This is a genomic window from Xaviernesmea oryzae, from assembly GCF_900109605.1.
Lineage (GTDB): Bacteria > Pseudomonadota > Alphaproteobacteria > Rhizobiales > Rhizobiaceae > Xaviernesmea > Xaviernesmea oryzae.
Window position 1 is genome coordinate 158182 of record NZ_FOAM01000006.1, and the last position, 26500, is coordinate 184681.

General features: G+C 62.0%; 26 protein-coding genes. 13 read left to right on the forward strand and 13 right to left on the reverse strand.

Annotation, left to right across the window (positions count from 1 at the left end; all coding sequences use genetic code 11):
* Window positions 1-9: 9 nt before the first annotated feature.
* A complete protein-coding gene (locus BMX61_RS09410; RefSeq protein ID WP_075626908.1) occupies window positions 10-498 on the forward strand; it encodes a MaoC family dehydratase in 489 nt (162 codons plus the stop codon).
* Window positions 499-564: 66 nt separating this feature from the next.
* Here the strand turns inward: BMX61_RS09410 and BMX61_RS09415 are convergent, their stop codons facing one another.
* The 5 genes from BMX61_RS09415 to BMX61_RS09435 all read right to left on the reverse strand — a co-directional run bounded on the left by BMX61_RS09415 (window position 565) and on the right by BMX61_RS09435 (window position 7835).
* The gene (locus BMX61_RS09415) at window positions 565-2313 is read right to left on the reverse strand and encodes an acyltransferase family protein (protein WP_083639363.1); all 1749 of its coding nucleotides are present in this window, start codon (window positions 2311-2313) and stop codon (window positions 565-567) included.
* A gap of 322 nt (window positions 2314-2635) precedes the next feature.
* The gene (locus BMX61_RS09420) at window positions 2636-3187 is read right to left on the reverse strand and encodes a sarcosine oxidase subunit gamma (protein ID WP_075626907.1); all 552 of its coding nucleotides are present in this window, start codon (window positions 3185-3187) and stop codon (window positions 2636-2638) included.
* Window positions 3180-6173, reverse strand: a complete 2994-nt coding sequence (locus BMX61_RS09425) for a sarcosine oxidase subunit alpha (protein WP_075626906.1) — start codon at window positions 6171-6173, stop codon at window positions 3180-3182. The genes BMX61_RS09420 and BMX61_RS09425 overlap by 8 nt, the downstream gene beginning before the upstream one ends.
* Window positions 6170-6532 (reverse strand): sarcosine oxidase subunit delta, encoded by a 363-nt coding sequence (locus BMX61_RS09430; RefSeq protein ID WP_075626905.1) that lies wholly within the window; start codon window positions 6530-6532, stop codon window positions 6170-6172. Before BMX61_RS09430 ends, BMX61_RS09425 begins: the two co-directional genes overlap by 4 nt.
* A 49-nt stretch (window positions 6533-6581) precedes the next feature.
* Window positions 6582-7835, reverse strand: coding sequence for a sarcosine oxidase subunit beta family protein (locus tag BMX61_RS09435; protein WP_075626904.1), 1254 nt, complete (start codon window positions 7833-7835; stop codon window positions 6582-6584).
* Window positions 7836-8117: 282 nt separating this feature from the next.
* Here BMX61_RS09435 and BMX61_RS09440 point away from each other — a divergent pair, with 282 nt between their 5' ends.
* The 3 genes from BMX61_RS09440 to BMX61_RS09455 all read left to right on the forward strand — a co-directional run bounded on the left by BMX61_RS09440 (window position 8118) and on the right by BMX61_RS09455 (window position 11757).
* The gene (locus BMX61_RS09440) at window positions 8118-9713 is read left to right on the forward strand and encodes an adenylate/guanylate cyclase domain-containing protein (protein ID WP_075626903.1); all 1596 of its coding nucleotides are present in this window, start codon (window positions 8118-8120) and stop codon (window positions 9711-9713) included.
* A 287-nt stretch (window positions 9714-10000) separates the two neighbouring features.
* Window positions 10001-10234, forward strand: coding sequence for a 30S ribosomal protein S21 (gene rpsU / locus BMX61_RS09445; RefSeq protein ID WP_075627047.1), 234 nt, complete (start codon window positions 10001-10003; stop codon window positions 10232-10234).
* Window positions 10235-10917: 683 nt separating this feature from the next.
* Window positions 10918-11757, forward strand: a complete 840-nt coding sequence (locus BMX61_RS09455; RefSeq protein WP_407703757.1) for a tetratricopeptide repeat protein — start codon at window positions 10918-10920, stop codon at window positions 11755-11757.
* Window positions 11758-11906: 149 nt separating this feature from the next.
* Here BMX61_RS09455 and BMX61_RS09460 read toward each other — a convergent pair whose 3' ends face one another.
* On the reverse strand, window positions 11907-12131 hold the full coding sequence (locus BMX61_RS09460) for an aa3-type cytochrome c oxidase subunit IV (RefSeq protein ID WP_075626901.1): 225 nt from the start codon (window positions 12129-12131) through the stop codon (window positions 11907-11909).
* A gap of 229 nt (window positions 12132-12360) precedes the next feature.
* On the opposite strand from BMX61_RS09460, the gene BMX61_RS09465 reads away from it, so the two are divergent.
* Window positions 12361-13131: a gamma-glutamyl-gamma-aminobutyrate hydrolase family protein gene (locus BMX61_RS09465; RefSeq protein WP_075626900.1), complete on the forward strand. Its 771-nt coding sequence runs from the start codon at window positions 12361-12363 to the stop codon at window positions 13129-13131.
* 37 nt (window positions 13132-13168) lie between these two features.
* On the opposite strand, the gene BMX61_RS09470 is transcribed toward BMX61_RS09465, so the two are convergent.
* Both BMX61_RS09470 and BMX61_RS09475 read right to left on the reverse strand, forming a co-directional pair.
* A complete protein-coding gene (locus BMX61_RS09470) occupies window positions 13169-14140 on the reverse strand; it encodes a 2-hydroxyacid dehydrogenase (protein ID WP_075626899.1) in 972 nt (323 codons plus the stop codon).
* A gap of 72 nt (window positions 14141-14212) precedes the next feature.
* Window positions 14213-15103 carry a LysR family transcriptional regulator gene (locus tag BMX61_RS09475; RefSeq protein ID WP_075626898.1) on the reverse strand — a complete coding sequence of 297 codons (891 nt, stop codon included), beginning with the start codon at window positions 15101-15103 and terminating at the stop codon, window positions 14213-14215.
* 605 nt (window positions 15104-15708) lie between these two features.
* Here BMX61_RS09475 and odc2 point away from each other — a divergent pair.
* The 7 genes from odc2 (at window position 15709) to BMX61_RS09510 (ending at window position 21834) form a co-directional block, all read left to right on the forward strand.
* A complete protein-coding gene (gene odc2 / locus BMX61_RS09480; protein WP_075626897.1) occupies window positions 15709-16842 on the forward strand; it encodes an ornithine/lysine decarboxylase in 1134 nt (377 codons plus the stop codon).
* A gap of 100 nt (window positions 16843-16942) precedes the next feature.
* Window positions 16943-17533 (forward strand): GNAT family N-acetyltransferase, encoded by a 591-nt coding sequence (locus BMX61_RS09485; RefSeq protein ID WP_075626896.1) that lies wholly within the window; start codon window positions 16943-16945, stop codon window positions 17531-17533.
* Between the two features lie 288 nt (window positions 17534-17821).
* Window positions 17822-18292: a glyoxalase superfamily protein gene (locus tag BMX61_RS09490; protein WP_075627045.1), complete on the forward strand. Its 471-nt coding sequence runs from the start codon at window positions 17822-17824 to the stop codon at window positions 18290-18292.
* 116 nt (window positions 18293-18408) lie between these two features.
* Window positions 18409-18717 (forward strand): type II toxin-antitoxin system RelB/DinJ family antitoxin, encoded by a 309-nt coding sequence (locus BMX61_RS09495; protein WP_075626895.1) that lies wholly within the window; start codon window positions 18409-18411, stop codon window positions 18715-18717.
* Window positions 18714-19007 (forward strand): type II toxin-antitoxin system RelE/ParE family toxin, encoded by a 294-nt coding sequence (locus BMX61_RS09500; RefSeq protein ID WP_075626894.1) that lies wholly within the window; start codon window positions 18714-18716, stop codon window positions 19005-19007. Before BMX61_RS09495 ends, BMX61_RS09500 begins: the two co-directional genes overlap by 4 nt.
* Window positions 19008-19163: 156 nt before the next feature.
* On the forward strand, window positions 19164-19964 hold the full coding sequence (locus tag BMX61_RS09505) for a hypothetical protein (protein WP_139198902.1): 801 nt from the start codon (window positions 19164-19166) through the stop codon (window positions 19962-19964).
* A gap of 676 nt (window positions 19965-20640) precedes the next feature.
* Window positions 20641-21834: an MFS transporter gene (locus BMX61_RS09510; protein ID WP_075626892.1), complete on the forward strand. Its 1194-nt coding sequence runs from the start codon at window positions 20641-20643 to the stop codon at window positions 21832-21834.
* 76 nt (window positions 21835-21910) lie between these two features.
* On the opposite strand, the gene BMX61_RS09515 is transcribed toward BMX61_RS09510, so the two are convergent.
* From BMX61_RS09515 to BMX61_RS09535, 5 genes are all read right to left on the reverse strand, one after another.
* Window positions 21911-22900 carry a WD40 repeat domain-containing protein gene (locus BMX61_RS09515; protein ID WP_075626891.1) on the reverse strand — a complete coding sequence of 330 codons (990 nt, stop codon included), beginning with the start codon at window positions 22898-22900 and terminating at the stop codon, window positions 21911-21913.
* Entirely contained in the window at window positions 22900-24045 is a 1146-nt protein-coding gene (locus BMX61_RS09520; RefSeq protein ID WP_075626890.1) for a CobW family GTP-binding protein, read from the reverse strand. The genes BMX61_RS09515 and BMX61_RS09520 overlap by 1 nt, the downstream gene beginning before the upstream one ends.
* 111 nt (window positions 24046-24156) lie before the next feature.
* Window positions 24157-24549 (reverse strand): type II toxin-antitoxin system VapC family toxin, encoded by a 393-nt coding sequence (locus BMX61_RS09525; RefSeq protein ID WP_075626889.1) that lies wholly within the window; start codon window positions 24547-24549, stop codon window positions 24157-24159.
* A complete protein-coding gene (locus BMX61_RS09530; protein ID WP_075626888.1) occupies window positions 24546-24809 on the reverse strand; it encodes a type II toxin-antitoxin system Phd/YefM family antitoxin in 264 nt (87 codons plus the stop codon). The genes BMX61_RS09525 and BMX61_RS09530 overlap by 4 nt, the downstream gene beginning before the upstream one ends.
* 63 nt (window positions 24810-24872) lie before the next feature.
* Window positions 24873-25679 (reverse strand): creatininase family protein, encoded by an 807-nt coding sequence (locus BMX61_RS09535; protein WP_083639362.1) that lies wholly within the window; start codon window positions 25677-25679, stop codon window positions 24873-24875.
* Between the two features lie 169 nt (window positions 25680-25848).
* Here BMX61_RS09535 and BMX61_RS09540 point away from each other — a divergent pair, with 169 nt between their 5' ends.
* The gene (locus BMX61_RS09540) at window positions 25849-26322 is read left to right on the forward strand and encodes a MarR family winged helix-turn-helix transcriptional regulator (protein WP_407703758.1); all 474 of its coding nucleotides are present in this window, start codon (window positions 25849-25851) and stop codon (window positions 26320-26322) included.
* Window positions 26323-26500: the final 178 nt, after the last annotated feature.

Sequence of the window (26500 nt, forward strand, 5' to 3'; positions counted from 1 at the left end):
GAGACGACCATGGCTCGCGACATCAGCCTTTCCGACGTGCCGCATCTCATCGGCACCGAGGTCGGCCTTTCCGATTGGATCACCGTCTCGCAAGACATGATCGACCGCTTCGCCGAAGCGACCGACGATCATCAGTTCATCCATACCGATCCGGAGCGCGCCAAGGCGGAAACCCACTTCGGCGGCACGATTGCCCATGGCTTCCTGTCGCTGTCGCTGCTGTCGGCCATGAACTACAATTGCCTGCCGCGCGTGCGCGAGCAGACGATGGGCATCAATTACGGCTTCGACAAAGTCCGCTTCGCCACCCCGGTCAAAAGCGGCGCACGCGTGCGCGGCCGCTTCACCATGGCCGACGCCCGCTTTCGCGGCGGCGGCATGCTGATGGTCACCTATGACGTGACGGTGGAGATCGAAGCCGAGCGCAAGCCGGCGCTGACCGCCACCTGGCTGACCATCATCCAGTTCGACCCGAAGGATCGACCGGAGGGGGTTTGAAGAGCCTAAATTCCTCTGATCAGTAAGGACCATGTCAGTCCTGCTGACCAGGGGATATAGTCAGGGCTACGGAGCAAAGCCGGCCAGCAGGACAGGCTGCATTCTGCGCACTATTTCCATGGATCCAGCCGTCGTCAGGTGCCCGTAATCAGATTGAATTGGATTCCCGTCGGCTGTCCAATGCTCGCAGCTGCCTGCGGGGCATAGTGTATCGTAAACAGATACATATTGTGCGCCGGTGCCAGGAACGCCTTTTGCCAAATCTGCATCGACTGCCTTGCGCACAGCAATCAGGTGATGGGCCGGCAACTCGGGATCGTTGAGATAAAGCGACTGCGCCAGAACACGGGGCAGCGCCTTGTCATACTCAGCAATCGGACCGAAAACGATCACATTCGGGACGAATTTCTCGATCTTGGCGATTTCCCTAGCCAGACCGGTCATATCACCCTCCTGCCACCGCGCGGAGATGATAACGGTATCGACCTTATGTGTCGGAAGAAATTCATCTGTAATGTAAGAAAAAAGCGAGACACATCGCTTTTCGCCGAAGCTCGTATCGATCGGTCGGCATCCCGAAGCTGTGGCTTGCAGGAGGTTGAACTCGGACCTTGACGCCAGCCCAGGGTAAAAATGGGCTGCGTGACTGTCACCAAGCAACAGGTAATTTGGCTTGTCAGACGCCATGGCCAAGCAATCATCAAAATGAAAATCGCTGAGCTTATTGAAGCGTGAGGTCAGGAAGCACTTTCCAACTCGGAAGTTCTGATCAGCCCGGTAATTAATGAAGCTCGCCACCTCCTCAACACGCGCCGATACCCGCCAGAAAGCTTGCGACAGCGACGGCAGAGCAAGAGCGGCGACTGTCATGATAGCAAGGCTTACGGAGCTCGAGAAAACCACCCTTTTTGCCGAAACGGAAGGTGTGCGTCGACGGAACGGTTGCTCGACAACATAATAGGAGATGGTGGCGCAGAGGATCGCTATGGAGATGTAGATGAGCCTGTGCACCGTGTTCTTCGGCTCAAAAAGCTGACTCCCAAGCACCCAGATGGGCCAATGCCATAGATACAGCGAATAAGAGATACGCCCGAAGAACTGAGCAGGTGACAGTGCGAGCAGCTTGGCAACCGCAGGCTCATATTTTGTGCCTGCCCAGATAATGGCAGCGGCGCCCAAGCATGCCGGTGCGGCGGCCAAGCCAGGAAATTGCGACGTTCTGTCAAGAAGCAGCGCGCTGCCAACAATCGACAGAAGGCCAACAGCAGACACGAGGTTCGAAATGACAGGGCTTGCTGTAACCGGGATCAGGCCGATGGCCAGAATGGAGCCGATCATCAACTCCCAGGCACGATAATGCACGAGATAGAAGACCGCTGAAGGGTCCGAGCCGATCTGCATCTGCGACTGGACCAGGGTCAAGATCGCAACCAGAACAATCGCTGGCTTCACTGCCTTCGGAAAGAATTTGTGCGTCACAAAAAGCAGCGGCGGGAAGAACAAGTAGAACTGCTCTTCGACCGACAACGACCATGTATGCAACAAGGCGTTGAATTCGGATGACGCATCGAAATAGTCAAATTTTTCATAGAAGTAGATATTGGAGACAAACGCCATTGACGAGATGGCGTTTCGTGCCTGTTGAGCCGTCTCGCTGGGCATTAAAATAAGAAACGAGCCAATCATCACGGCCAGATAGACCGCAAGGATAGCCGGCAGGATTCGGCGCGCACGACGCTCGTAAAAGTTCCAGATGTCAAAAATACCGGAATTGATCTCTGAATAGATTATCTTGGTGATCAAGAAGCCAGAGATGACGAAAAAACGTCCACCCCTACATAGCCACCATGTAAAAAGCGTTCAAAGCCGCAATGGTAAAGTACGACAGACATAACTGCGACGGCACGTAATCCGTCGATATCTTTGCGATGATTGATCATCTCCAGCCCCCCGGTTGCCGGAAATGCTTATCATAAATTTATTCTCTTTCAATGAAGCGATACGAAATGCTCGTTGAGATAGTGAGATTGTACACGCATTTATGAAAGCGACGGCGCCGCCTTCCTGAACAGGGATGACGACGCCGCATTCAAGGATAAAAGAAAGGGCTAGTCGACCTCAGCCAAGTGTACGGCCCTCAAACCTCCGCAGCCGCCTCCGCCAGCACGGCCAGAACATAAGGCGCGAAAGAGCGCCAGCATTCCACGCGGAAGTCCGTTTCGCCGGTGCGGTAGAGCACGATTTCGGCTTTGGACAGCACCGTGCGCGCGCAGGCGCCGATCGGGAAAACGGCAGGCGACAGGTTGAGCGGGCAGCCGCTGTTGAGAACGGCGGCAGCACCCGCGCCCGAGACGAGGATGGCGGCATTGCGGTGGGAGATATCCACGGCCGAATGCAGCACGCCTGCGCCGTCAAGCGCCTGCAGCAGCGGCGCTTCGCTCTCATCGATGACGAGCCATTCGTCCGGCCCGAGCCACAGCGCGTGGCGCTCGCCCTGTCGGGCGGCCCGCTTCGGCTGCGTCGGCAGGTCAAGGCCGAGCGCGGCGGAGAGTGCCGGCACCGCCTCCGGCTTGGCGCGCAAGGACAGGCGCGTGGCGGGGCCGGCCGGGGTGAGGCTGGCGCGCGCGGCGCCTGACGCATGGGCGGCCAGCGCGGGGCGGCGCGCGGCGGTGGCGAACGGGTCAGCCATGGATACGGCCTCCTTCCTTGTCGATAAACACCATGTCGGAGACTTCGACGGCAATCGTCCTGTCAGGCATGGGCACATAGAGCGTCTGGCCGAGCTTGGCGCGACCGCCGGCGACCACGGCCAGCGCGATCGAGCGCCCGGCATTCTCCGACCAATAGGCCGAGGTGACATGGCCGAGCATGGTCATCGGCTTCGGCTGGTTGGGATCGGCAACGATCTGCGCACCCTCCTCCAGCACGATGTTCGGGTCCTTGGTCAGAAGGCCGACCAGCTGCTTGCGGCCCTCACGAATGAGATCCGGTCGCTTGAGACCACGAATGCCGACGAAATCGGGCTTCTTCTTGCCGACAGCCCAGGCAAGGCCGGCATCGTCGGGCGTCAGCGTGCCGTCCGTATCCTGGCCGACGATGATATAGCCCTTTTCGGCGCGCAGGACGTGCATGGTCTCGGTGCCGTAGGGGCAGGCGCCGAAGGGCTCTGCGGCCTTGGCCACCGCTTCCCACACCGCCGCGCCATAATCGGCCGGCACGTTGATTTCATAGCCGAGCTCGCCGGTGAAGGAGACGCGGAAGAGCCGGGCCGGCACGCCGCAGACCTTGGCTTCGGCCACGCTCATATGCGGGAAGGCCTCGTTCGACAGATCGACGCCCTCGACCAGCGGCGCGACGATCTCGCGCGCCTTCGGTCCCTGCACGGCGATGACGGCCCATTGCTCGGTGGTGGAGGTCAGCCAGACATCGAGATGCGGGAATTCGGTCTGGAGATAGTCTTCCATATGATGCATCACACGCGGCGCGCCGCCGGTGGTGGTGGTCACGTGGAAGCGGTCCTCGGCGATGCGGCCGACGACGCCGTCGTCATAGACGAAGCCATCCTCGCGCAGCATGATGCCATAGCGGCAGCGGCCGGGCTTCAGCGTGTCCCAGCTGTTGGTGTAGATCAGATTGAGGAAGGCGGCGGCATCGGGGCCGACCACCTCGATCTTGCCGAGCGTGGAGGCGTTGAAATAGCCGGCACTGGTGCGCACGGTGCGGCATTCGCGGTTGACGGCCGCATGCATGTCTTCACCGGCGCGCGGATAATACCAGGCGCGTTTCCACTGGCCGACATCCTCGAAGGCCGCGCCATTGGCCTCTTCGACCGCATGCATCGGCGTCTTGCGCGTCGGATCGAAAATATCGCCGCGGGCATGGCCGATCAGCGTTCCGAAGGTGACGGGCGTATAGGGCGCGCGGAAGGTGGTGAGCCCTACCTCTGGAATGCCGCGTCCCAGCGCTTCCGCCGCAATCGCCAGGCCGTGCAGGTTCGACAGCTTGCCCTGGTCGGTTGCCATGCCATTGGTGGTGAAGCGCTTGATATGCTCGATCGAATGCATGCCCTCGCGCACGGCGAGGCGAATGTCCTTGGCGCAGACATCGTTCTGGAAATCGACGAAGGCCTTGACGCTGTCGTCGGGCCCCGCCCCATAGGCCGCGCCCGCCATGCCACCGGTCCAGGCGAACAGGTTGCGGCCGGCAGGCGTCGCCGCGGCTGCGCCATCATGGCCGGACTCGGCCGCCATCTTAACGCCGGCTGCCGTCGCCTCCTCCAGGATCGCCTGGAGATCGTCGGTGCCGTTGCAGGTGCCGACGGAGACGCAATCCTGGACATAATGGCCCGGCAGGAAGCGGCCGGTCGCCGCATCATAGGCCACCTTGCCGCGCGACTGCGAGAACATGTGGACGGACGGCGTCCAGCCGGAGGAGGTGATCAGCGCATCGATCGTGAATTTGCGCTTGGCGCTGCCACCATTCGGCACGACCGTCATCGAGGCCACACGCAGGCGGCCTGATGTCGCGATGACGGCATGATCGGTGAAGACCTCGATGCCGAGCGAACGGGCCTGTTCGAGCAGGCCTTCGCCCGGCCGCATGCGGCTGTCGATAATGGCAACGATTGAGACGCCAGCCCGCTTCAGGTCGAAGGCAGCCTCATAGGCCGAATCATGGGCGGTATAGACGCCGACCTTGCGGCCGACCGCAACGCCGAAATGGTTGAGATAGGTGCGCGCCGCCGAGGCGAGCAGAATGCCCGGACGATCATTGTCGGCGAAGACCATGTGCCGCTCGATCGAGCCAGTTGCGATGATCACGCGCTTGGCACGCACCTGCCAGAGCCGCTCTCGCGGGGCATTGGCTTCGGGACGGCTGATATGGTCGGTCACGCGCTCGGCCATCGCCACGAAATTCTGGGCGTAATAGCCAAAGGCCGTGGTGCGGCTCAAGAGGGTGACATTCTCCATGCCGACGAGTTCACGCGCCGTCTTCTGCGCCCAGGCATAACCGTTCTGGCCATCGATTTCGGCGCCCGTATCGAAATGCAGCGCGCCACCAAGCTCTGGCTGCTCGTCGGCCAGGATCACGCTCGCACCCGAAAGTGCCGCCGCCCTGGCCGCCGCAAGCCCGGCCGCGCCGCCGCCGATGACCAGCACATCGCAATGGGCATAGCGGCAGGCATAGTGATCCGGATCTTCCTCCGTCGGCGAGACACCGAGGCCCGCCGCCTCGCGAATGCGCGGCTCATAGATCGAGGCCCAGGCCTGCTTCGGCCACATGAAGGTCTTGTAGTAGAAGCCGGCGGCAAAGAAGGGCGAGAGCGCATCATTGACGCCGCCCAGGTCGAAGGACAGAGAGGGATAACGGTTCTGCGACCCCACCTTCATCCCGTCGAAGACTTCCTGCACGGTGGCGCGAACGTTCGGCTGGCTGCGGGCAGTGTCGCGCGACACGTTGATCAGCGCGTTGGGTTCCTCCGGCCCGGCGGAAACGACGCCGCGCGGCCGGTGATATTTGAACGAGCGGCCCATGAGATGCACGCCATTGGCAAGCAGTGCCGAAGCCACCGTATCGCCCGCAAGCGCGGTATAGCTGCGCCCGTCGAAGGAGAAGCGCGCGGTTTTGGCGGGGGTGAGCCGGCCCGCGCCGGCAATGCGGTTGGCGCCCGTCATTCGGCTCGTCCTTCCGTGGCTTCATAGGTTTCGACAGGGCGGCTATCGGCCGGCAGCGCTGGCGCGACGCCCGGCGCCGGGCTCAGATCCGGTTTGGGCTCGCCCGCCTTGTAGGTCATCACGAATTTGTCGCTCACCGTGTCGCGCACGGCATTGAAGAAGCGGCCGCAGCCATGGATATGGCGCCAGCGCTCATAGATGAGGCCCTTGGGATTGTCGCGCAGGAAGAAGTAGTCGGCGAATTCCTCGTCCGAAATCGCGGCGATATTGGCGGGACGGGCGATATGGGCATCGCCGGCGGCGCGGAACTCCAGTTCAGAGCGGTCCTCCCCGCAATAGGGGCAATGGATCAACAGCATGGGCTTTTCCTGATCAATTCGGTTCGGCGCGAGGCGGCGGAGGCCGCGCTCAATGCGCCACGGCGGCGGCGGCGGCTTCGTCGATCAGCCGCCCGGTGCGGAAGCGGTCGAGCGTCAGCCCAGCGGCGAGGCGATGCGGCTCGCCACGCGCAATCAGATGCGCGAAGAGATGGGCCGAGCCGGGCGTCGCCTTGAAGCCGCCGGTGCCCCAGCCACAATTGACGAAGAGGTTCGGCACCGGGGTCACGCCCTGGATCGGCGAGCGATCTGGCGTGTTGTCGGTGATCCCGCCCCATTGGCGCATCATCTTGACCCGGCGGAAGATCGGGAACAGCTCGCAGATCGCATCCAGCGTATGGGTGATGATCTGCAGCCCGCCGGTCTGGGAATAGGAATTGAACTGATCGGTGCCGGCGCCGATGACCAGTTCGCCCTTGTCCGATTGCGAGATATAGGCATGCACCGTGTTGGACATGACCACGCAGGGGAAGATCGGCTTCAGCGGCTCGGAGACAAGCGCCTGCAGCGGATTGGACTGCAAGGGCAGGCGCACATCGGCCATGGCCAGCACCATCGAATTATGGCCTGATGCGGACACGCCAATCTTCTTCGCGCCGATGAAGCCCTTGGTGGTCTCCACGCCGGTCACCGCGCCATCGGGACCGCGCCGGATGGCCTTGACCTCGCAATTTTGGATGACGTGGACGCCGCGATCGGACGCCGCGCGGGCATAGCCCCAGGCAACCGCATCGTGGCGCGCGGTGCCGCCGCGCCGCTGCAGCGCCGCGCCGTTGATCGGATAGCGGGCGCTCGCCGAAATATCGAGCGGCGGGCAGTAATCCTTGGCCTGTTCCGGCGTCAGCCATTCATTGTCGATGCCGTAGAGCCGGTTGGCATGGATATGGCGCTTGAACACTTGGCTGTCGTGAATGTTGTGCGACAGCATCATCACGCCACGCGGCGAATACATGACGTTGTAATTGAGCTCCTGACTCAGCCCTTCCCAGAGCTTGAGCGAATGCTCGTAGATGTCCATGCTCTCTTCATAGAGATAGTTGGAGCGGATGATCGTGGTGTTGCGGCCGGTATTGCCGCCGCCGAGCCAGCCCTTCTCGATCACCGCGACATTGGTGATGCCATGCTCCTTGGCGAGATAATAGGCAGCACCCAGGCCATGGCCGCCGCCGCCGATGATGATCACATCATACTGGCTGCGCGGCTCGGGCGAGGTCCACTGCGCCTCCCAGCCTTTATGCGCCCGCATGGCCTCGCGCGCGACGGCGAAAACCGAATATTTGCGCATGTGCCGATCTCCTTATCTGATCTTGCCGAGCCTGATCCTGCAGGCTCCGCCGGCGCGGCGACGCATCTGCGCGCCCTGTTCTTGGCCTAGACATCGCAGATCCTTTCGCGACGCAACGTCTCTTTTGCGACGTCGCATGCACGAAGTTTCGACAAGGCTGATGCGCGCGGCTTTTTGACGGCGGTTTGGGCGGCAAATCAGATTGACCTTGTACAGCCTGCCGGGCTTTATGCCCGAAGGCCGTGCCTTTTGCAGGCCGGGCGCGCGTGAGGTGCTCCAGCCATGATCGAGACGAAAACCGCGCATTCCGTCCGCCGCATTGGGCGCCTGGTGATCATCATGGTCGTCTTGTTGCTGACGGGCCTGCCGCTTGCCGTCTGGCTGGATGTCGATGCGCTGTCGCGCACAGCGCTCGGACGTCAGGCGCATGACATGAGCTCGCTGATCAGCTCCATCAGGGGCTACTATGCCAGCAATGTCGTCGGCCGCATCCAGGCCGCCCATGCCAGCGGCATCGGCCAGGAGACGGTGCTCAGCCATAATTATGCGGCGATCCCCGGCGCTATCCCCATCCCGGCGACGCTTTCGCTCGAGCTGGGCGACGTCATACGCGAGCAGCAGGCCAATATCACCTACCGCTTCGTCTCGGACCTGCCCTTCAAGAACCGCGCACCGCACAATCTCGATGCCTTCGAAAACGCGGCGCTGACGGCCCTGCGCGCCGATGCCCAACAGACCCTTACTGATCTCACGCGCGCCGGCCTCACCAACACGCTGCGGCTCGTCACCCCGGTGATCATGGGCGCGGCCTGCGTCGCCTGCCACAACAGCCATCCGGAAAGCCCGAAAACGGACTGGAAGGTGGGCGATGTGCGCGGCATCCAAGAGGTGATCATCCGCCAGCCGCTCGCCAGCAATATCTTCGCCTTCAAGTTCCTGCTGGCCTATTTCGTGCTGATGGCCGCCTTCGGTGCCATCGTCATCCTCCTGCAGAAACGCCAGACGGCGACGATCCGCGCCGTCAACCGGGAACTCGAATCGACCAACGACTTCCTGGCGGCGATCTCGCTGAAGATCTCACGCTATCTCTCGCCGCAGATCTACAAGAGCATCTTCAGCGGCCAGAAGGACGTCGTGGTCCATACCGAGCGCAAGCGGCTGACCATCTTCTTCTCCGACATCAAGGATTTCACCGCCACCACGGAGCGGCTGCAGCCGGAAGCGCTGACCGAGATGCTCAACGACTATCTGACGGAAATGTCGGCGATCGCGCTCAAGCACGGGGGCACGGTCGACAAGTTCATCGGCGACGCCATGCTGGTCTTCTTCGGCGATCCGGACACGCATGGGCCGGTGGAGGATGCGAAGGCCTGCCTGCGCATGGCGGTGGACATGCAGCAGCGGCTGGGCGAACTGAAGGAGCGCTGGCGCCGGCGGGGCACGGAACAGCCCTTCGTCGTGCGGATGGGCATCAACACGGGCTATTGCAATGTCGGCAATTTCGGCTCGAGCGACCGGATGGACTATACGATCATCGGCGCAGAGGCCAATCTGGCCGCCCGTCTCCAATCAATCGCCGATGGCGGACGCATCGTCATGAGCTACGAAACCTACTCTCTGGTCGCCGACATCGTCATCGCCCATCCCCTGCCGCCGATCACCATGAAGGGCATTCCGCGCGAAGTGGTGCCCTATGCGGTGGAAGGGCTGGTGGATCTTGGCGAGGGCAGCCGGATCCTCAGCGAACATGTTACCGGCCTCGACCTGCATCTCGATCTTGGCCGGCTGGAGCCTGGCGAGCGCTCCCGCGCGCATTCGGCGTTGAAGGCGGCAATCGACGCGATCGAGCAGGCGGGCGATTCGCCGGCACGGCCGTGAAGCCTTCGGTTAAACAGCTTCATCACGCGAAGGAGGTCTGAGGATAGCGAAAATGCGCGGCACGCTTTGCCAAAGCGCGGTTTTTCGCCGGGCAGGCGGATTGCCATCTGGACTCCTGGGGTCCCTTCTGCTATTTCCGCTCACCAATCGCAGGGCAGGTGCCCGCGCGAGCGTTTTTCTTTTGCCATCGTGAGCGATGCCGCCAGAGAGAAAAATCGCCGGCGCATGCTGCCTTTCGCCAGAACTCGGCCTTGGCCATTCAAACACTCTAAAGGAACGTGATTCTCGTGCAGGTACTCGTCCGCGATAACAATGTCGACCAGGCGCTCCGCGCTCTGAAGAAGAAGATGCAGCGCGAAGGCATCTTCCGCGAAATGAAAATGCGCGATTTTTACGAAAAGCCGTCTCAGAAGCGTGCCCGCGAAAAGGCTGAAGCCGTTCGCCGCGTTCGCAAGCTGGCCCGCAAGCGCGCGCAGCGCGAAGGCCTGGTCAGCGCCACGGGCCGCCCGGGCGCCCGCTGAGCAGACGTCAGGCGCTTCGGATGAAGCGCCTCTGGACTTTCTGATGGAGAGAGCGTCGCGCGCCGAGAAGGCGCATCAGCGGCGCTCTGTTCATGTTTGGCTTCTGCTTTACAGTTGTCTGGCCACGATCCTTGCCCGTCAGGATCTTCGACGTGAATTGCCAGGCCGCGCCTGCTTTTCGCCGCGTTTGCGCCGCAAGCGTGAGAAGCGATTCGTGTGACGGTAGTTTTTTGGAGCCATGGCCCGTCACCCTGCCCTCACACTGAGGCCGATGGGCAGCACCTTGGCCGCATCATTCGATGACGGAGGTGCCGGACATCCGGCCTCCCATATGCGCCCGTTGGATAGGACCCGATCCGCCGGCGCAATCCGCGTCAATCCGGCTGTCCGGGCGACGATGGACCCGTCCCGGCATGGCGCTCGACACATGGCGCGCGCGGACATGATACGCCTTACCCCTCGATGGGGAGGCGTTGGCCAGCAGACCTAAGAGGTCTTCAGGCCTCTCAAAGGGTGGTGCCGCAGCGTCGTTCAGCGATTTGAGCTTGATCAGAGCGGCGCAATCGGACAGGACAAGCCGGAGATCGACCGTCTGCAGGACGGCGCCGGGCAGATTCGGACATGAGGGATCGACTTTGACGACTGTGGGCATTGCAGGCTGGAGCGGCATCATCGGCGACAAAATCGGCGCGTTGGCGCCCCATCTCGGCAAGACGGCCGCTGCCGGCCTTCTTCTCATGGGCGCAGCTCTCCTGTCCGGCTGCCAGACCGATACGGGCGGCGATATGATGAAGGTCGAGCGAGCCCAAGGCTCCGACCAGAACATCGCCTCGCTCTCTGCGGTCATTGCCGCCAATCCGAACGATCCCGAAGCCTATAATGTCCGCGGCTCGGCTTACGGCCGCGCCGGCGAGTTCCGCCGCGCGCTGTCCGACTTCAACCGCGCGCTGGAACTCAATCCGCGCTTCTACCAAGCCTATGCGAACCGGGCTCTGGTCGAGCGCAATATGGGCGATCAGGCCTCGGCGCTGAAGGATTACAACGCCGCGCTGCAGATCAATGCGCGCTATGACGTCGCCTATATCGGCCGCGGCAATCTCTATCGCCAAGCCGGCCGCCTCGACCAGGCCTTTGCCGACTTCAACCAGGCGATCCAGAACGAAACCACCGATCCGCGCGCCTATCACAATCGCGGCCTGATCTATCAGGCCCGCAAGCAGCACAATCAGGCGATCGAGGATTTCTCGACGGCGATCTCGCTCTCCTCGACTTCGCCAGAGCCCTATAACGGCCGTGGCATTTCCTATCTGGCGCTCGGCGACGACGACAACGCCTTCTCGGATTTCAATACCGCGATCAACCTCAACGGCAATGTCGCCGAAAGCTGGGCCAACCAGGCGCTGGTCTATGAGCGCCGTGGCGACAAGGCGAAGGCTGCACGTTCCTATTCCCACGCGCTTCAGCTCGATCCGAAATACGAGCCGGCCCGCGCAGGCCTCGCCCGCGTCAAGGGCGGCGCCTGAGGGCGGACCGGCCGGGTCAGGACACGGGCTGCTTCGGGGTTAGCGCGTGGACCTTCAACATGAGCGGCCAGTTTAGGGCCGCCTCGTGCGAGGAATAGGCTCGTCTCTCGGCCCGAACGCCGTGCCGGGCCGAGAAGCCGAGGCCTTTGTCAGCCGATCAGATAGTGGCCGGCGATGTTCAGCAGCACGAAGAGAATCAAGGCGGCAATCGCCCCGGCATTGGTGAAGAACAAGGCTGCCATTGCCACCAGCAGGGCGACGCAGAAGATCGTCACGAATTTCGTGCCGATGAGGAAGGCCTTGTAGGTCTTCTCATGTTCGGCATAGTCCATCGGCGCGCCCGTTTCGGCCGGTCCTTCGATATGTTCAGCCATGATGGCGCCCTCTCCCTGTCTCCTTGAGGCGCCACCTGTCTCGGCGCGCCTCCACTCTACCCGCCGCCAGTGTAGCGAAACCGCGCGTGAGCGCAATCGGCTGAGAGAGCCGATCAGGCGTTGCTGCCCGCATTCGGTATCGAATGTCTTGACGCCGCCGCAGGCCTGCGGCATCGCAAATCGAGGCTCGCGCCGATCCGCGCGCCGCCGCCTTGCTCCGGAGTTGCCCATGACCAAGCCCATCGTCGCCATCCCCTGCGATTTCCGTCAGTTCGAAGGCAGCAATTGGCATGCGGTGCCGCATCAATATGTGCGTGCGGCGGTGGAAGGGGCTGGCGCGATGGCGCTTCTCGTGCCGGCGCTGGAAGATGGCAATGATGCGGAAGCCCTGCTGGATCGAGTCGATGGCCTCCTGGTCAGCGGCGCGCGCTCGAATGTCCATCCCTCGCTCTACGGCCGCGAGGCAAGCGAGCAGGATGGGCCTTTCGACCCGGCACGCGACGCCACCAGCCTGCCGCTGATCCGCGCTGCGCTGAAGCGCGGCATGCCGGTGCTGGCCATCTGCCGCGGCATTCAGGAGCTCAACGTTGCGCTCGGCGGTTCGCTCGCCAACGACATCCAGGACCAGCCCGGCATCTGGGACCATCGCCACCCGGAGCATCCAGACAGCGACGTGAAATACGCAATCCGCCAGAGCGTCTCGGTCAAGGAAGGCTCCTGCCTGGCGCGAGTCCTGGGCGCCGGTGAGATCCAGGTAAACTCCCTGCATCGGCAGGCCATTTCGAAGCTTGCACCAAGTCTCGCCGTCGAAGCGCTGGCCGATGACGGCACTGTCGAGGCGGTCTCGGTCATCGACGCCAAGGGCTTTGCCGTCGGCGTGCAATGGCATCCGGAATATTGGGTCGGCACCGACAGCCCCTCCGGTCAGATCTTTTCCGCTTTTGGCGAGGCGCTCAACGCCTATGTCGCGGGCCGCAAGCAGGCGTCGATTTCGGCCTGACGCCTGAGCAGCGCGCGACAGACATCGATGGGGCGGCTCACCCCTTGCGTTCGAAAGGCGTCTCCGGCACCGGCGTCAGCGCCTTACCCGTCGCAAACCAGCTTTTGAGATTGTCGACGACGAGATCGGCCATGGCATTGCGTGTGTCCTCGGAGGCCGAGGCCACATGCGGCAGCAGCGTGGCGTTTTCGAGCGCGATCAGGTCCTCAGGCACATGCGGCTCGTTCTCGAAGACATCAAGTCCGGCAGCGGCGATCGTGCCCTCCTTCAGCGCGGCGACCAGCGCCGTCTCGTCCAGCGTCGATCCCCGACCGACATTGATAACCACGCCGCGCGAACCCAGGGCCTGGAAGATCTCGGCATTCAGCGTATGGCGCGTTTCGTCCGAGCCGGGCACGATGCTGATCAGCGTATCCACAGCCTCGGCCATGGCCTTCAGGCTGGGATAATAGGTGTAGGCGACATCGTCGCGCCGACTGCGCGTGTGATAGGAAATCGGCAGGCCGAAGCCTTCGAGCCGCCGGGCAATCGCCTGGCCGATGCGCCCCAGACCGTATATGCCGACGCTGCGGCCGCGCAGGCTGAGCGGCGTGAGCGGAAAAGGCCCCTTTTGCGCCCAGTGGCCTGCGCGCAGATAGGCCTCCGCCGCTGGAAAACGGCGCAGGCTGTTGAGGAGCAGCGCGATGGCCGTATCGGCGACCTCCTCGTTCAGCACATCGGGCGTGTTGGTCACCACCACGCCGCGCTCCGCTGCAGCCTCGACAGCGATGCCATCATAGCCGACGCTGAAATTGGCGACGATCTCGACGGACTGGAACGCCGCAAGGAAATCGGCCGGCAGCCGGTTGGTGGTGGCGATACCGACGGCCTTTGCCCCCAGCTCGGGCGAGACCAGCGCCGGATCGGCCTCGTCCAGCCGGATCATCTCGAACGTATCCGGCAGGCGGGCAAGAACGCGGGGATGCATGCGGCCGGGCACGACGATGACGGGACGTTGTTCGCTGGACATGAAACCTCCAAAAGGCAGAGCGCCCGGTGTCAGAGCAAAAGAACAAAACTGCGCGGCCTTTCCGGCCTAGGATCATGGCCGGCGGAACCAGCCATGCAGGAAATCGACGAGCGTGCGCACCTTGGCAGGCAAATAGCGCCGATGCGGGTAAATGGCATAGATGCCGCGATCCTGCGGCCAGTAGCTCTCGAGGATCGGCACGAGCCCACCGGAGGCGATCTTCGGCCGGGCGATGAAATCCGGCACGGCGGCAAGGCCGAGCCCGGCCTCGGCCGCGCGCACGCCGGCCAGCGGACTGTTGACCTCCAGGGGGCCAGAGACCTGCACACTGAGCGGCGTGCCATCCGTCTCGCAGAAGCGCCAGCTGCTGTAGGAGCGACCATTGGTGTCGATGATGCAGGCATGGCGCGCGAGATCGGACGGATGATTGATCGGCCCGCTGCGCGCCAGATAGTCCGGCGAAGCGCAGATGATGATCTGAAAATCGGAGAGCTTGCGCGCGATCAGCGTGGAATCTTCCAGCTTGGTGATGCGGATCGCCACATCGAACCCCTCCTCCACCAGATCGGCAAAGCGGTCATCGGCGATGATTTCGAGCGATAGCTCCGGATGCGCGAGGCGGAAGTCGATCAGCGACTGGCCGATCTCGGCATCGACGAAAGTGCGCGGCGCGGTGATGCGGATGCGGCCCTTGAGGTCTGCATTGCCGGCGCGCACCAGATCGGAGAGATTGTCGATCTCCTTCAGGATCTCCGATGCCGTACGGTAATAGAGATGCCCGGCCTCGGTCAGCGAAAACTGGCGCGTCGTCCGGTTGAGCAGAAGCGCGCCGAGCTCGTCTTCCAGCTCCCGTACATATTTGGACAACAGCGCCTTGGAACGGCCGACGCGCCGGCCGGCGGCGGAAAAGCCCTCGGCATCGACCACGTCGATGAAGGCGCGCATGCGGGTCAGCGTGTCCATGAAACTCTCGGGCGTTCGGCTTTCAAGACACCGACCCTAGCCTCCGCAGCGCCCGACTGGCAAGCTCCGCGCCAGCCTCGCGCAAGCCTCGTCGTCCCGATCGGCAGCCGGCTCATCAAGCCTAGGGATTGTCATCAAACTTTCCGGCGGACGTGCGAAAAAAGGCTTGATTGAGACGGACGAATTCCCTATCTACCCCTTGCCCAAAGTCGCACGTGCCTGTGGGTGTCCGCCGACCCTCGATGTGGTGAGGAAATCGGTAAGGTACCTGGAACTAACCGCTCCAGTCGCTATTCCGGCCAACCGGGAAATGCGAGGACACCTTGAAGCAACGACGGTGCGGGCCTTTTTGTTCTCTTCCGGCTTTCCATCAGCCGGGGTTACTGAAGAGGCACACCTTCATTGCCGGACGTGCGGTCGGGTCCCCCGTCCAATCCATGGCAGACATAGCCGGATCGAAGCCTGAGGCAGGCTTTGCTCCACCGTTTGCGCGATTCATGCGCCCGCTTGGTTCCAGGGTCTCCATCGGCTGGTTCCGTGCGCGCTTGCGTCGGCCTTTGTCCTCCGGTTCGCGCCGGAGCCTTGGATCTATGGGACACACGCCAATGACGACCGCCCGCATCGCCGATTTCCTGAAGACCCGCCGTCCGGAAGGCCCTTGCCTCGTCGTTGATCTCGATGTGGTGCGCGACAATTTCCGCGCCTTCCGCCATGCCTTGCCCGACAGCGCCGTCTTCTATGCCGTCAAGGCCAACCCCGCCCCTGAGATCCTGTCGCTGCTCGCCGGCCTCGGTTCCAATTTCGATTGCGCCTCCGTGGCCGAAATCGAAATGGCACTGGCTGCCGGCGCCACGCCGGCCCGCATCTCCTATGGCAACACCATCAAGAAGGAGCGCGACATCGCTTGTGCGCATGCCATCGGCGTCTCGCTCTTTGCCGTCGACAGCCATGAGGAAGTCGAGAAGATCGCCCGCGCCGCCCCTGGCGCCCGCGTCTTCTGCCGCGTTTTGACCGATGGCGAAGGCGCGGAATGGCCGCTGTCGCGCAAGTTCGGCTGCGTGCCGCAGATGGCGGTCGACGTTCTGGTCTATGCGCACCAGCTCGGCCTCACCTCGCATGGCGTGTCCTTCCATGTCGGCTCGCAGATGACCAAGCTCGACGCCTGGGATGCGGCGCTGGCCGATGCCAAGCGCGTCTTCGTGCAGCTGGCCAAGCAGGGCATCGAGCTCAAGATGGTCAATATGGGTGGCGGTTTTCCGACGAAGTACCTGCGCGACGTGCCCTCGGCGGAAGCCTATGGCAAGGCGATCTTCGCCGCGCTGCGCAAGCATTTCGGCAACAAGCTGCCCGAGACGATCATCGAGCCCGGCCGCGGCATGGTCGGCAATGCCGGTGTGATCAAAGCGGAAGTGGTGCTGATCTCCAAGAAGTCGGACAATGACAATCACCGATGGGTCTTCCTCGACATCGGCAAGTTCGGCGGCCTGGCGGAAACCATGGACGAGGCGATCCGCTATCCGATCCGCACGGAGCGCGACGCCGACGAGATGGAGCCCTGCGTGCTGGCCGGTCCGACCTGCGATTCGGCCGACGTGATGTATGAGAAGAACATGTACCCGCTGCCGCTATCTCTGACGATAGGCGACGAGGTTCTCATCGAAGGCACCGGCGCCTACACCACCACCTATTCGGCGGTGGCGTTCAACGGCTTCGAGCCGCTCAAGGCCTACGTCATCTGACGCGCCTTCTCCGCGCCTGCTCCTGAACCGAGCAAGCGCGGCCCTCACCATCTTCCTGAGTGCCGTTTCTGAGACGGCTTTGAGTGCGGGAGGCCAAGCCATGGCCGCTGTTCTTGACGCTGCAATCGCCTTTTTCCGTAAGGCAGAATTTACAATCGAAGCCGAGCATCCTGGCGATGTCGTCCAGCGCGAACGCCTGCTCGACCGCGCCATGGGCCCTGCCCGCAAGCGCAAGTCGTCGGAAGCGATCCGCCGTGGCCGCCTGCCGGCGCAGGGTCTGGCGCTGGTCGCACGCGACCGCGATGGCCATGTGATCGGCACCGTGCGGCTTTGGCATGTCGATGCCGGTGTCGGCCCGCATGGCGCGGCCGTGCCCGCTTTGCTGCTCGGCCCGCTGGCGGTGGATGCCGATCATGAGGGCAAGGGCATCGGCGCGGCCCTGATGCGCGCTGCCGTGACCGAAGCCGCCGCCCGCGGCCATGGCGCCATCCTGCTGGTGGGCGATCCGGAATATTACGAGCGCTTCGGCTTCTTTGCCGAGAAGGCCGCCCATCTCGTCATGCCTGGCCCCTTTGAGCGGCGCCGCTTCCTCGGGCTGGAGCTGAAAACCGGCTGGCTTGACGGCGCTGCCGGTCTGCTGGTGCCGACCGGCACCCGGCTGTCTCAGCCCCGCATCGCCAGAGTGGCCTGATTCCAAACCTGCCGACATGCAGCCGCCCCGATGACATCCAGCATCGGGGCGGTTTTCGTTCGTGCGCCCGAAACAGGCCTCGACCAAAGAAAAGCAGCCTCTCGCCAGACAGCGCGATACCGGTTATAAGCGCTCAGGGTCTAAAGAGCGCCCGCCGTCCGCGAGCAGATCCTGCTTTGGTGAAGTCTCTTTTTCTTCAGTTTCGGTCGACCCTATCCGGCATTTAAGGATCAGGCGGCAATGCGGGCACCCACCTTGAACGATCCCCGCCGGACCGGAGATCAGACCATGGCCCTGCCCGCACACGACATCACATCCCCCACGCAAACGCCCCTGCCGGCTCTCGATAGCCTCAAGGACCAAGCAAGACGCCTGCGCCAAGCGCTGGCCGAAACCGGCGAGACCATTGCCCATAGCCGCGCGCTGGAACTCATCGCCCGCCAATATGGCTTTCGCGACTGGAACACGCTCCACGCGAGGCTCGGCAACCGCCCGCCCTTCGACCCCTGGCGCATCGGCGCGCGCCTATCAGGCCACTATCTCGGCCAAGCCTTCCAGGCGGAAGTGCTAGGCGTCCAGCAACTGACTGGCGATCCGCCGCGCTACCGCCTGACGCTGCATTTCGACACACCCGTCGATGTCGTCACCTTCGACAGCTTCTCCGCCTTCCGCCAGAGGGTTCACTGCACGGTGGACGAAACGGGGCGAACGGTGGAGCGGACCTCGAACGGGCGGCCGCATGTGGAGCTGGCTTGGTAAAAGAGGATTTGGGCGCAGGGGGTGGGAGGGCTCCTTGCGCTCGCTTGTCCAAACCATTTGAGGATGGCGCTCACCATTCAATTGAATTACATTCTGGCGACTACAGGAGGTAAATCATGGCGGCAAACGCTCTCGTTCAAACTCGCATCGATGCCGATATCCGCGATCGGGCGGCGGCTGTCCTTGAACCCATGGGCCTGACGGTCTCCGATGCCGTCCGCATCCTGCTCACGCGAACCGCGAATGAGGGTGCGCTGCCGATGGAACTCGTAGCAGGCGGCAAAGAGCATGATGCCTGGTTTCGGGCAAAGGTTCTGGAAGCCCTTCAGGACCACAGGCCGGACATGTCCGATGAGGAGGCCGAGGCGCATTTCGCCCGCCGCCGTGCAGCAGCAGCGCGCCGCCTGGACGACCTGTCGTCGTGAGGCTGACGTGGTCAGCCTTCTCGATGTCCGATCGCGACGGAATCTTTACTCATATCGAGGCGGGGAATCCGGCGGCCGCCATCAAGATGGACGAGCAGATAGCCAGTGCAGCACGCCAGCTGATCGACTTTGCGGAAAGCGGTCGTCCGGGCCGAATAGCCGGCACGCGCGAGCGGGTCGTCGCTGGCACGCCCTATATCCTCGCTTACAAAGTAACGGCATCGGCCGTCCGCGTCCTTCGCGTTCTGCATGGTGCACAGCAATGGCCGGATACGCTGCCTGACGGGTGAGGCGTCTTCCGTTTTTTAATGTTCTGCCGCCCTTATGGGAACATAGTTGCTCCGATCTGTTATCGCAGTTGGACTGAACCGAATAATTAAGTTAATGTTATCTTCGTAGAAAAATTCGGATGGCAGGCGGATGACCACTATTGAAAAGAGGTGCTAGTGCAAACATTCACAATGTGCATGCAGTGCCAGGCCGAACTTGGTATCCTAAACTTCCTATCACTTGCCCTGGTAGACATTCCAGAAAGCGGTTTGATCGAAACCACATGCAATCGCGGGCATCGTACTGCATTGGTCATCCAGCAAAGCAAATTCGAGATTCTCTCTGAAATGGGCGTAAGAGCCATCGTTAATGGCTTCCATCGCGACGCAGTCTTTTCCTTTGCCACTTCGTTGGAGAGGCTCTACGAATTCTTCATCGAAGCTGTGTGCCGCAAGCAAGGCATTTCGCGTGATGCATTCTCGGTGGTTTGGAAGCAGATGGCGAAGCAGTCTGAGCGCCAGCTTGGAGCTTTCCTCACCGCTTTTTTGCTCGAAACCCGTAACACGCCAAATATGCTACCTCGCAAGCAGAGCGAATTCCGCAATGAAGTTGTCCATAAGGGTAGATTTCCTACGCGAGAAGAGGCAGTTCAGTTTGGAATAGCCATTTTTAATTGCGCGCGCGCGCCGCTTACCGTGCTTCGCTCGCCTGCCTATGCTGAGATTATTAGAGACTTAACCTTTGAGCGAATCGATGAACGGTCAAAGCATTCTTTGAATGCAGGACTTCTGACATCCACAATAGGCTTGGTAACACCGCTTAGCATTATGACGGCAGATCAGCCAGAAGATCTAGAGGAAATCATCGCAGCTTACTCAAGCCGACCTGATTTAAAGCGCGCTGTAGAAGAAGCTAATGCACTAGGGGAAGCAATTTCTGAATTAATAAATATTAACATAAACAGAAATATCGCATAAGAAATTCTAGAAAAACATAATTATTCATGTGATTTATTTAAAATCATTATAAGCAGAAAAATATGCATATTACACTGCGTTAGGATAAATATTAATGATTCATATCAGATGACACTTCGATAATATTATAATTTGAATCGCAATAATAAATTTTTGTAATTTAAATAACAGGCCGGTGTGTATCGGAAGAAATAAGGCTAATTTAATAGGCTTTTTCACACCGATTCTCAGAAGACTGTTTCCTCACTTCCCTATGACTATCACCTCCAGCCGGTTGCTATCTACAAACCGCCTACCCACCTGTGCATTATGGCTGGGGCTATTGCGGTCAGATGCTCTATCTCGCGCCACCGCGCGGGCTGACCTTGGTCATTCTCTACGACGAAAACGCGCCATCGGCCAGAACCGGGACGCGCTGCATGCGCTTCTGGGCGAGATCATAAAGGCCGCCACGCCGGCCTGAAGCCCGCGGGCATGATCGACAGCGGCATGTGTAAGGGCTGGCGCCAGCAATCGACGCACCAGATCCGCCATCCCCCAGGCAAATTGCCTCACGCCAGCGTGATCCGGCCCATGACTTCTTGTCATGACCCTGCCGAAACAGGTTGTCACCTCGGCCGCGCCGGTGCCAGATGGCGGTGGCCTCCCCTCGTGATTCCCAAGCAGACCGCCCGCGATGTCCGACAAGCAAGCTCTGGCCTATCGGTCCGATCATCAAGCGCTCATGATCGCGCTTCTGGTCTTTGTCTCCGGCGCCACCAATGCGGCGATCGTGCCCTTCATGGGCTTCTATATCATCGAGGTTCTGGGGCATGCGCCTGCCACCGTCGGGCTCTACAGCGTTTCGGCCATGACGATCTCGATCCTGTCGAGCCGGCTTTATGGCGAATGGGTGGATGGCGGCGCACGGATCCGGCCGCTCCTTTTCGTTTGCGCCTTCGGCGCCTTTTGCGCGGCAGCGGCGGCGCTTGCCGGCAGCCTGCCGCTGCTGATCCTCATCACCGCGCCGGGAATGGGCCTGACCAATGCGGCGAGCACGCTGGTCTTCAGCTATGGCCGGCATTACGGGCGCACCCATGGGCTGGAGCCGGTCGGCTACAATGCCTTTCTGCGCATGACGGTGTCGCTCGCCTGGATGGTGATGCCTGCTGCCGCCTATCTGGTTGCGGATTTCGCCGGCGCGCGCTTTGTCTTCGTCAATGCCATGCTGATCGTTCTCATCTGGGTGGCGATCGCGGTGGCCGTCATTCCACGCGGGCAAACCTGTCCGATGGAGCGTCGCGCTGAAGCCGAGCCGGAAGGGCGCAATCTCGGCCTCTGGCTGGCGGCCGCCATCAGCTTCTTCCTCTCCTTCGCCCATTCGCTCTGCGCCTCCGCGCTGCCCGTCTTCTTCGTACGGGAGGCCGGCCTGCCGGCTTTTGCGCCGGGGCTTTCGCTCAGCGTCAAATGCGCGATGGAGGTGTTCTTTATCCTGATGGCGCCTCGGATGGCGCGCTTTATCAGCCCGCGGCTGATCCTCGGCGGCGCGACGATCCTGGCGGTGCTCGCCTTCAACGTCATAGCCTCGGTTGAGACCGTGCCGCAGATGCTGATCGGTGCGGCCATGGAAGGCACGTATTACGGCCTGTTTGCCGGCACCTGCCTCACCTTCGTGCAGAGCTTTTCGCGGGGCCGCCTGGCGCGGGCGACGGCGCTTTATATGAACTCGATCTTCCTGGCGGGAATTTTTTCCGTGCCGGCCATGGGCCTGATCGCGCAGCTCAATGGCTTCGGCATGGCCATCCGGCTCGCCTCGTTCGGCGCAGGTGCCGCATTCCTGCTGCTGTTCCTCACACGGCGGCAAAAGTCAGACAACATTGACGGCGTTTAAGCCGGTGAGACGGAACGCTGCAATTGGCGGAAAGGCAGGAAGAGCGCGGCAAGCAGAACTCGCCGCGCTTGAGGGGTCAGACGGTGATATCGACCACGCCGCAATCGCCGGTTTCGCTGGCAAAGGCCAGACGCTGGCCGCTCTTGTGCCAAGCCATGGCAGTGAGGGCGCCCTTGCCCTGGCGGCGCAGCACCACCTCACGTGAGTCGGCAAAGCGGGCCGCCAGGATCATGCCGTCTGAATAGCCGATGGCGACCACATCCTCGCTCGGATGACAGGCCACGGCCGTGACCATGACATTGCCGCGCGTGCCGAGTTCCAAAGGCGCCTTGCCCATCGGCCCATCCTTGGACTGGAACGGCCAGACGATGGCGGCCGGCGCGCCGGAAGAGGCCAGCCATTTGCCCTTGGCCGACCAGGAGAGCGATTTGACCTTGGCGGGATAGCCGGTCATGCGCATATGCCGCGCTTCCGCACCGGGCTTGGAATCAAGCTTCCAGCCATGCAGGGCGTTTTCCTGCATGGATGTGACCAGGAAGCGACCATCAGGCGAGAAGGTCACGGCATTATGCGCGCCTTTCCAGTCGAGATCCACAGGATCGCCGGGTATGGCAACCCAGTGCAACGACACGCCATTATAGCGCGCGGCGGCCAGACGCAGGCCCTTGGGCGCGAAGGCCAGGCCCTCGACGGTGCGCTCCTCGGCAAACGCCTTCACCGTGCCATCGGCCAGACGCACGAAGGCGGTCTTGCCGGAGGCATAGGCAACGGCGCCTTGAGGCCCGGCCGCGACCTGGCCGATCCAGCGGCGCGGCACGACCGCCAGCTCGTCCACCGCGCCCGTGCGGGCGATGCGCAGAACGCGCCCGTCCTCGCCGCCCGTCAGCAGCGTCTCCGTCAGGGGATCGTAAACGGCGGTAAGCAGGCCGTCCTGCGCCTCGATGGTCTTGTGCCCGTCCTCCAGGCGATGAACGAGGCCAGAGGCTTCGGCGAAAACGGGCACGTCGCCCAGATAGGCGACGGCAACGACATGGCCCGAAAGATCGAGCGGGGCAATGGTGGGCATCAGTTGGCCTGCGCCTCGCAAGCCTTGAAGCTCTCCTCGAGCTTCTTGCGGTCGAGATCGCGGCCGATAAAGACCAAACGACTTTCCCGTGCCTCGTTCTCCTTCCAGGGCCGCTGATGGTCACCCTCGATGATCATGTGAACACCCTGGACGACATAGCGCTGCTCATCGCCGGCAAAGGCGATGATGCCCTTCAACCGGAGAATATTCGGCCCCATGGTCTGGGTGACCTTCTGGATCCAGGGGAAGAAGCGGTCGGGGATCATCTGCCCGCCACGCAGGGAAACGGACTGCACCGTCACGTCATGGATCGGCGAAGGCGCATCATGGTGATGATGTCCGTGATCGTGGTCGTGATGATGGTGGTCATGATCGTGGTGGTGATCATGATGGTCGTGGTCGTGGTCGTGGGCGTGGTGATGGTGATGGTGATCGTGGTCGCAATCGGGGCCGCAGACATGGTCATGCTCATGCGCGGCTTCTTCCAGGAAATGCGGATCGTTCTCCAGCGCCCGTTCCAGGCTGAAGGCACCCTGGTCGAGCACGCGGGTCAGATCGATGTTGGAGCGCTCGGTGCGATAGATGCGCGCGCTCGGATTGATCACGCGCACGGTCGCCTCGATGCGGGCAAGCTCTTCCGGGGTCACCAGATCGGTCTTGTTCAAGAGAACGACATCGGCAAAGGCGATCTGGTCTTCCGCCTCGCGGCTGTCCTTGAGCCTGAGCGGCAGATGCTTGGCATCGACAAGCGCGACGACGGCGTCGAGCTCGGTCTTGGCACGCACATCGTCATCCATGAAGAAGGTCTGGGCGACAGGCACGGGATCGGCGAGACCCGTGGTTTCGACGATGATCGCATCGAAACGGCCCGGACGGCGCATCAGCCCCTCGACCACGCGGATCAGGTCGCCGCGCACGGTGCAGCAGACGCAGCCATTGTTCATCTCGTAGATTTCCTCGTCGGATTCCACGATCAGGTCGTTGTCGATGCCGATCTCGCCGAACTCATTGACGATGACAGCATATTTGCGCCCATGGTTCTCGGAGAGAATGCGGTTGAGCAGCGTCGTCTTGCCGGCGCCGAGATAGCCGGTGAGCACGGTGACGGGAATGGGCTTCGGGGTCTCGGCAGCAGATGCGGTCATGATAGCCTCGCAAGGACGGTGAAGGGACCGCCGCGTCAAGGGCGGCGGGCGTCGCCTCCATATAAGCGCAAGTTCCGTCAGTTCAAAGCCGCCTCGAAGGCAGCGGCGCGATCATGCCACGCTGACGGCCGGCGCCAGATCCGTGCGGGCGAAATCCTCGCCGATGAAGAGCAACGGGCAGCCGAACTCCTCGGCCAGAGAATAGGCGAAGCAATCGCCATAGTTCAGGCCAGCAGGATGGAAACCCTTGCCCCAACGCCGATAGGCCGCCGAAGCCCGCCGGGCACGGTCAGGTGTGACCGGAATGATGTCGGAAATACTGATCTGGATCAGATCATCCATTTCTGCGGGTAACCCACGTCTGGCAGCAACGATCATGGCTTCCACATACGTCCCCGCTGACAGCAATAGTCTGTCATAACTTACCGGAGCGGCGCGACATACAGCCGCGCGAGGCTCTTTTTGCAGGATCGCAATCAAGGCCGAAGTGTCGACCGCAATCATGCCGGCAGGCCATCCTCATCATAAAGAAAATCCTGACTATGGGCGGCATCCGGTCCAGGCGGTAAATTCTTTTGCCGGACGCGCTCTTGAATGTCTTCGATCAGCTTCAGCCGTAAGTCCTTGTCCGGATTAAAACCGGACACGGTCTGAAGCCGCACCCGCGCTTCGCCATTCTCCGTCAGCACGATGTCTTCGCCTTCCTCGGCCAGCCGCACGAGTTCGGTCAACTGGCCGGCTGCCTGTTCGATGGAGATGCGCATCGGCTTGCTCCTGTCTGTCGCCCTCATTTCAATATGCGGCTTGACTGGCGACGACGCAACGGCTCAGGCAAGCGCGTCGGGATCGAAGCCATCCACATCCTGCAGCAGCTCCATGAGACCTTGGGCCGCATGATTTATCAGCGCCTCGCCGCGTTCGGCGGTGGCCGCCGCCGCATTGCCGGCCGCGCCGTCCGGGTTGAGGTCGGCCATGGTCCAGCCGAAGGCATGGGGACCATAGGCGCGCAGATGGGTGAAGCGCGCCGCAAACTCGCTCTGGCGCGAGGGGAAATTCGCCGCCTTGGCCATGTTCACCTTGTCGGGATGCAGCGCCAGCATCACGGAGGTCTCGATATCGCCGGCATGGATATCGATTGCCTTGTCCTCCGGCCGCATCCATCCCTCCGGCAGGCCGAAACGAAGCCAATGGGTGGCCACCGCCAGCATCGAGAAGCGCACCCGTGCCTCCGTCGCGACGATGGTCATCAGCGGCGCATTGCCGCCATGGGCGTTGAGCATCAGAAATTTGCGAATCCCCTGCCCGGCCAGCGCCTCGGCAATGCCCATCCAGCGCTCCACCGCCTCACTATGAGAGAGCGAGCGTGTTTCCGGGTCGAAGCCATGCTCGATCGAATAGCCTGTCGTCTCCGTCGGAAGGAAGCCGACCGTCAGGCCAGCATCGGCGATCACAGGCCGCAGCCGCGCGACCATGCCGTCGGCAATCAGGCTGTCGGTCTCATACGGGAGATGCGGCCCATGCTGCTCATGGGCCCCCAGCGGGAGCACCGCGATCGGCTCCGAATTGGCAGCATCGCCGACCCAATCGAGCGCACAGGACAGGCCGGCTTTCGTCAAAATTGCCGGAGCAAGCATTTTTTCAAACCTTTTCAGCCATCCTGCAGTCAAACTCTGCCGATTGTCATATAACAGAAATCTCTGTCATACAGAGGTCGATTGAGCGTGCAACCCGTTTGCGCAAGAGGACAAATTGGGCAAGAAGAGCAAAGCCGAGAAAACGAAGATCAAGGGCCCGAAGCAGAAGATCGATCTGTCTTCCGCGCCCGAAGCGATCGATGACGAGCCGAGCGGCCAGGTCGTGGCAGCTGCCCTGGTCCAGGCCGCGCGCTCCATGCGCACGGTCATGTCGCGAAATCTCGTCGAGAGCGGTCTTTACGCCGGTCAGGATGGCGTGATGCTGGCGCTTGCCGAAGAAGACGGCATGACGGCGGGTGGGCTTGCGGCCCGGCTCGGCGTCAAGGCGCCGACGATGACGCGCACCATCGGCCGTATGGAGGCGCAGGGCTTCCTGCATCGCCGGGCGGATGACGAGGATGCACGCCTGACCAAGGTCTATCTGACCGAGGAGGGCCGCGCCCGGCTCGACGCCATTGCCGAAGCGGGGCGCCAGACCGGCGAACAGGCGCTGAGGGGCTTCAGCGACAAGCAGATCAAGCTTTTGATGAAGCTGCTGCGCTCGCTGGACGCCAATCTCCAGAACGGCGCGCTCGAAGACTGAGCCTCACCCGCCTACCCCTGCGCTATCCGCTCGGCCCCTTTGCACGCGGCTCGCGCCAAGATTCGGCCTTGTCTCTCCGCCTTTCCAGCCGTGCTCGAAGGGCTGCACCCGCTGTTGCATCGGTCATTTAAACAGTTTAAGGAAAAATAAAACCGAGGAATGCTGCAACCTGGGAGAG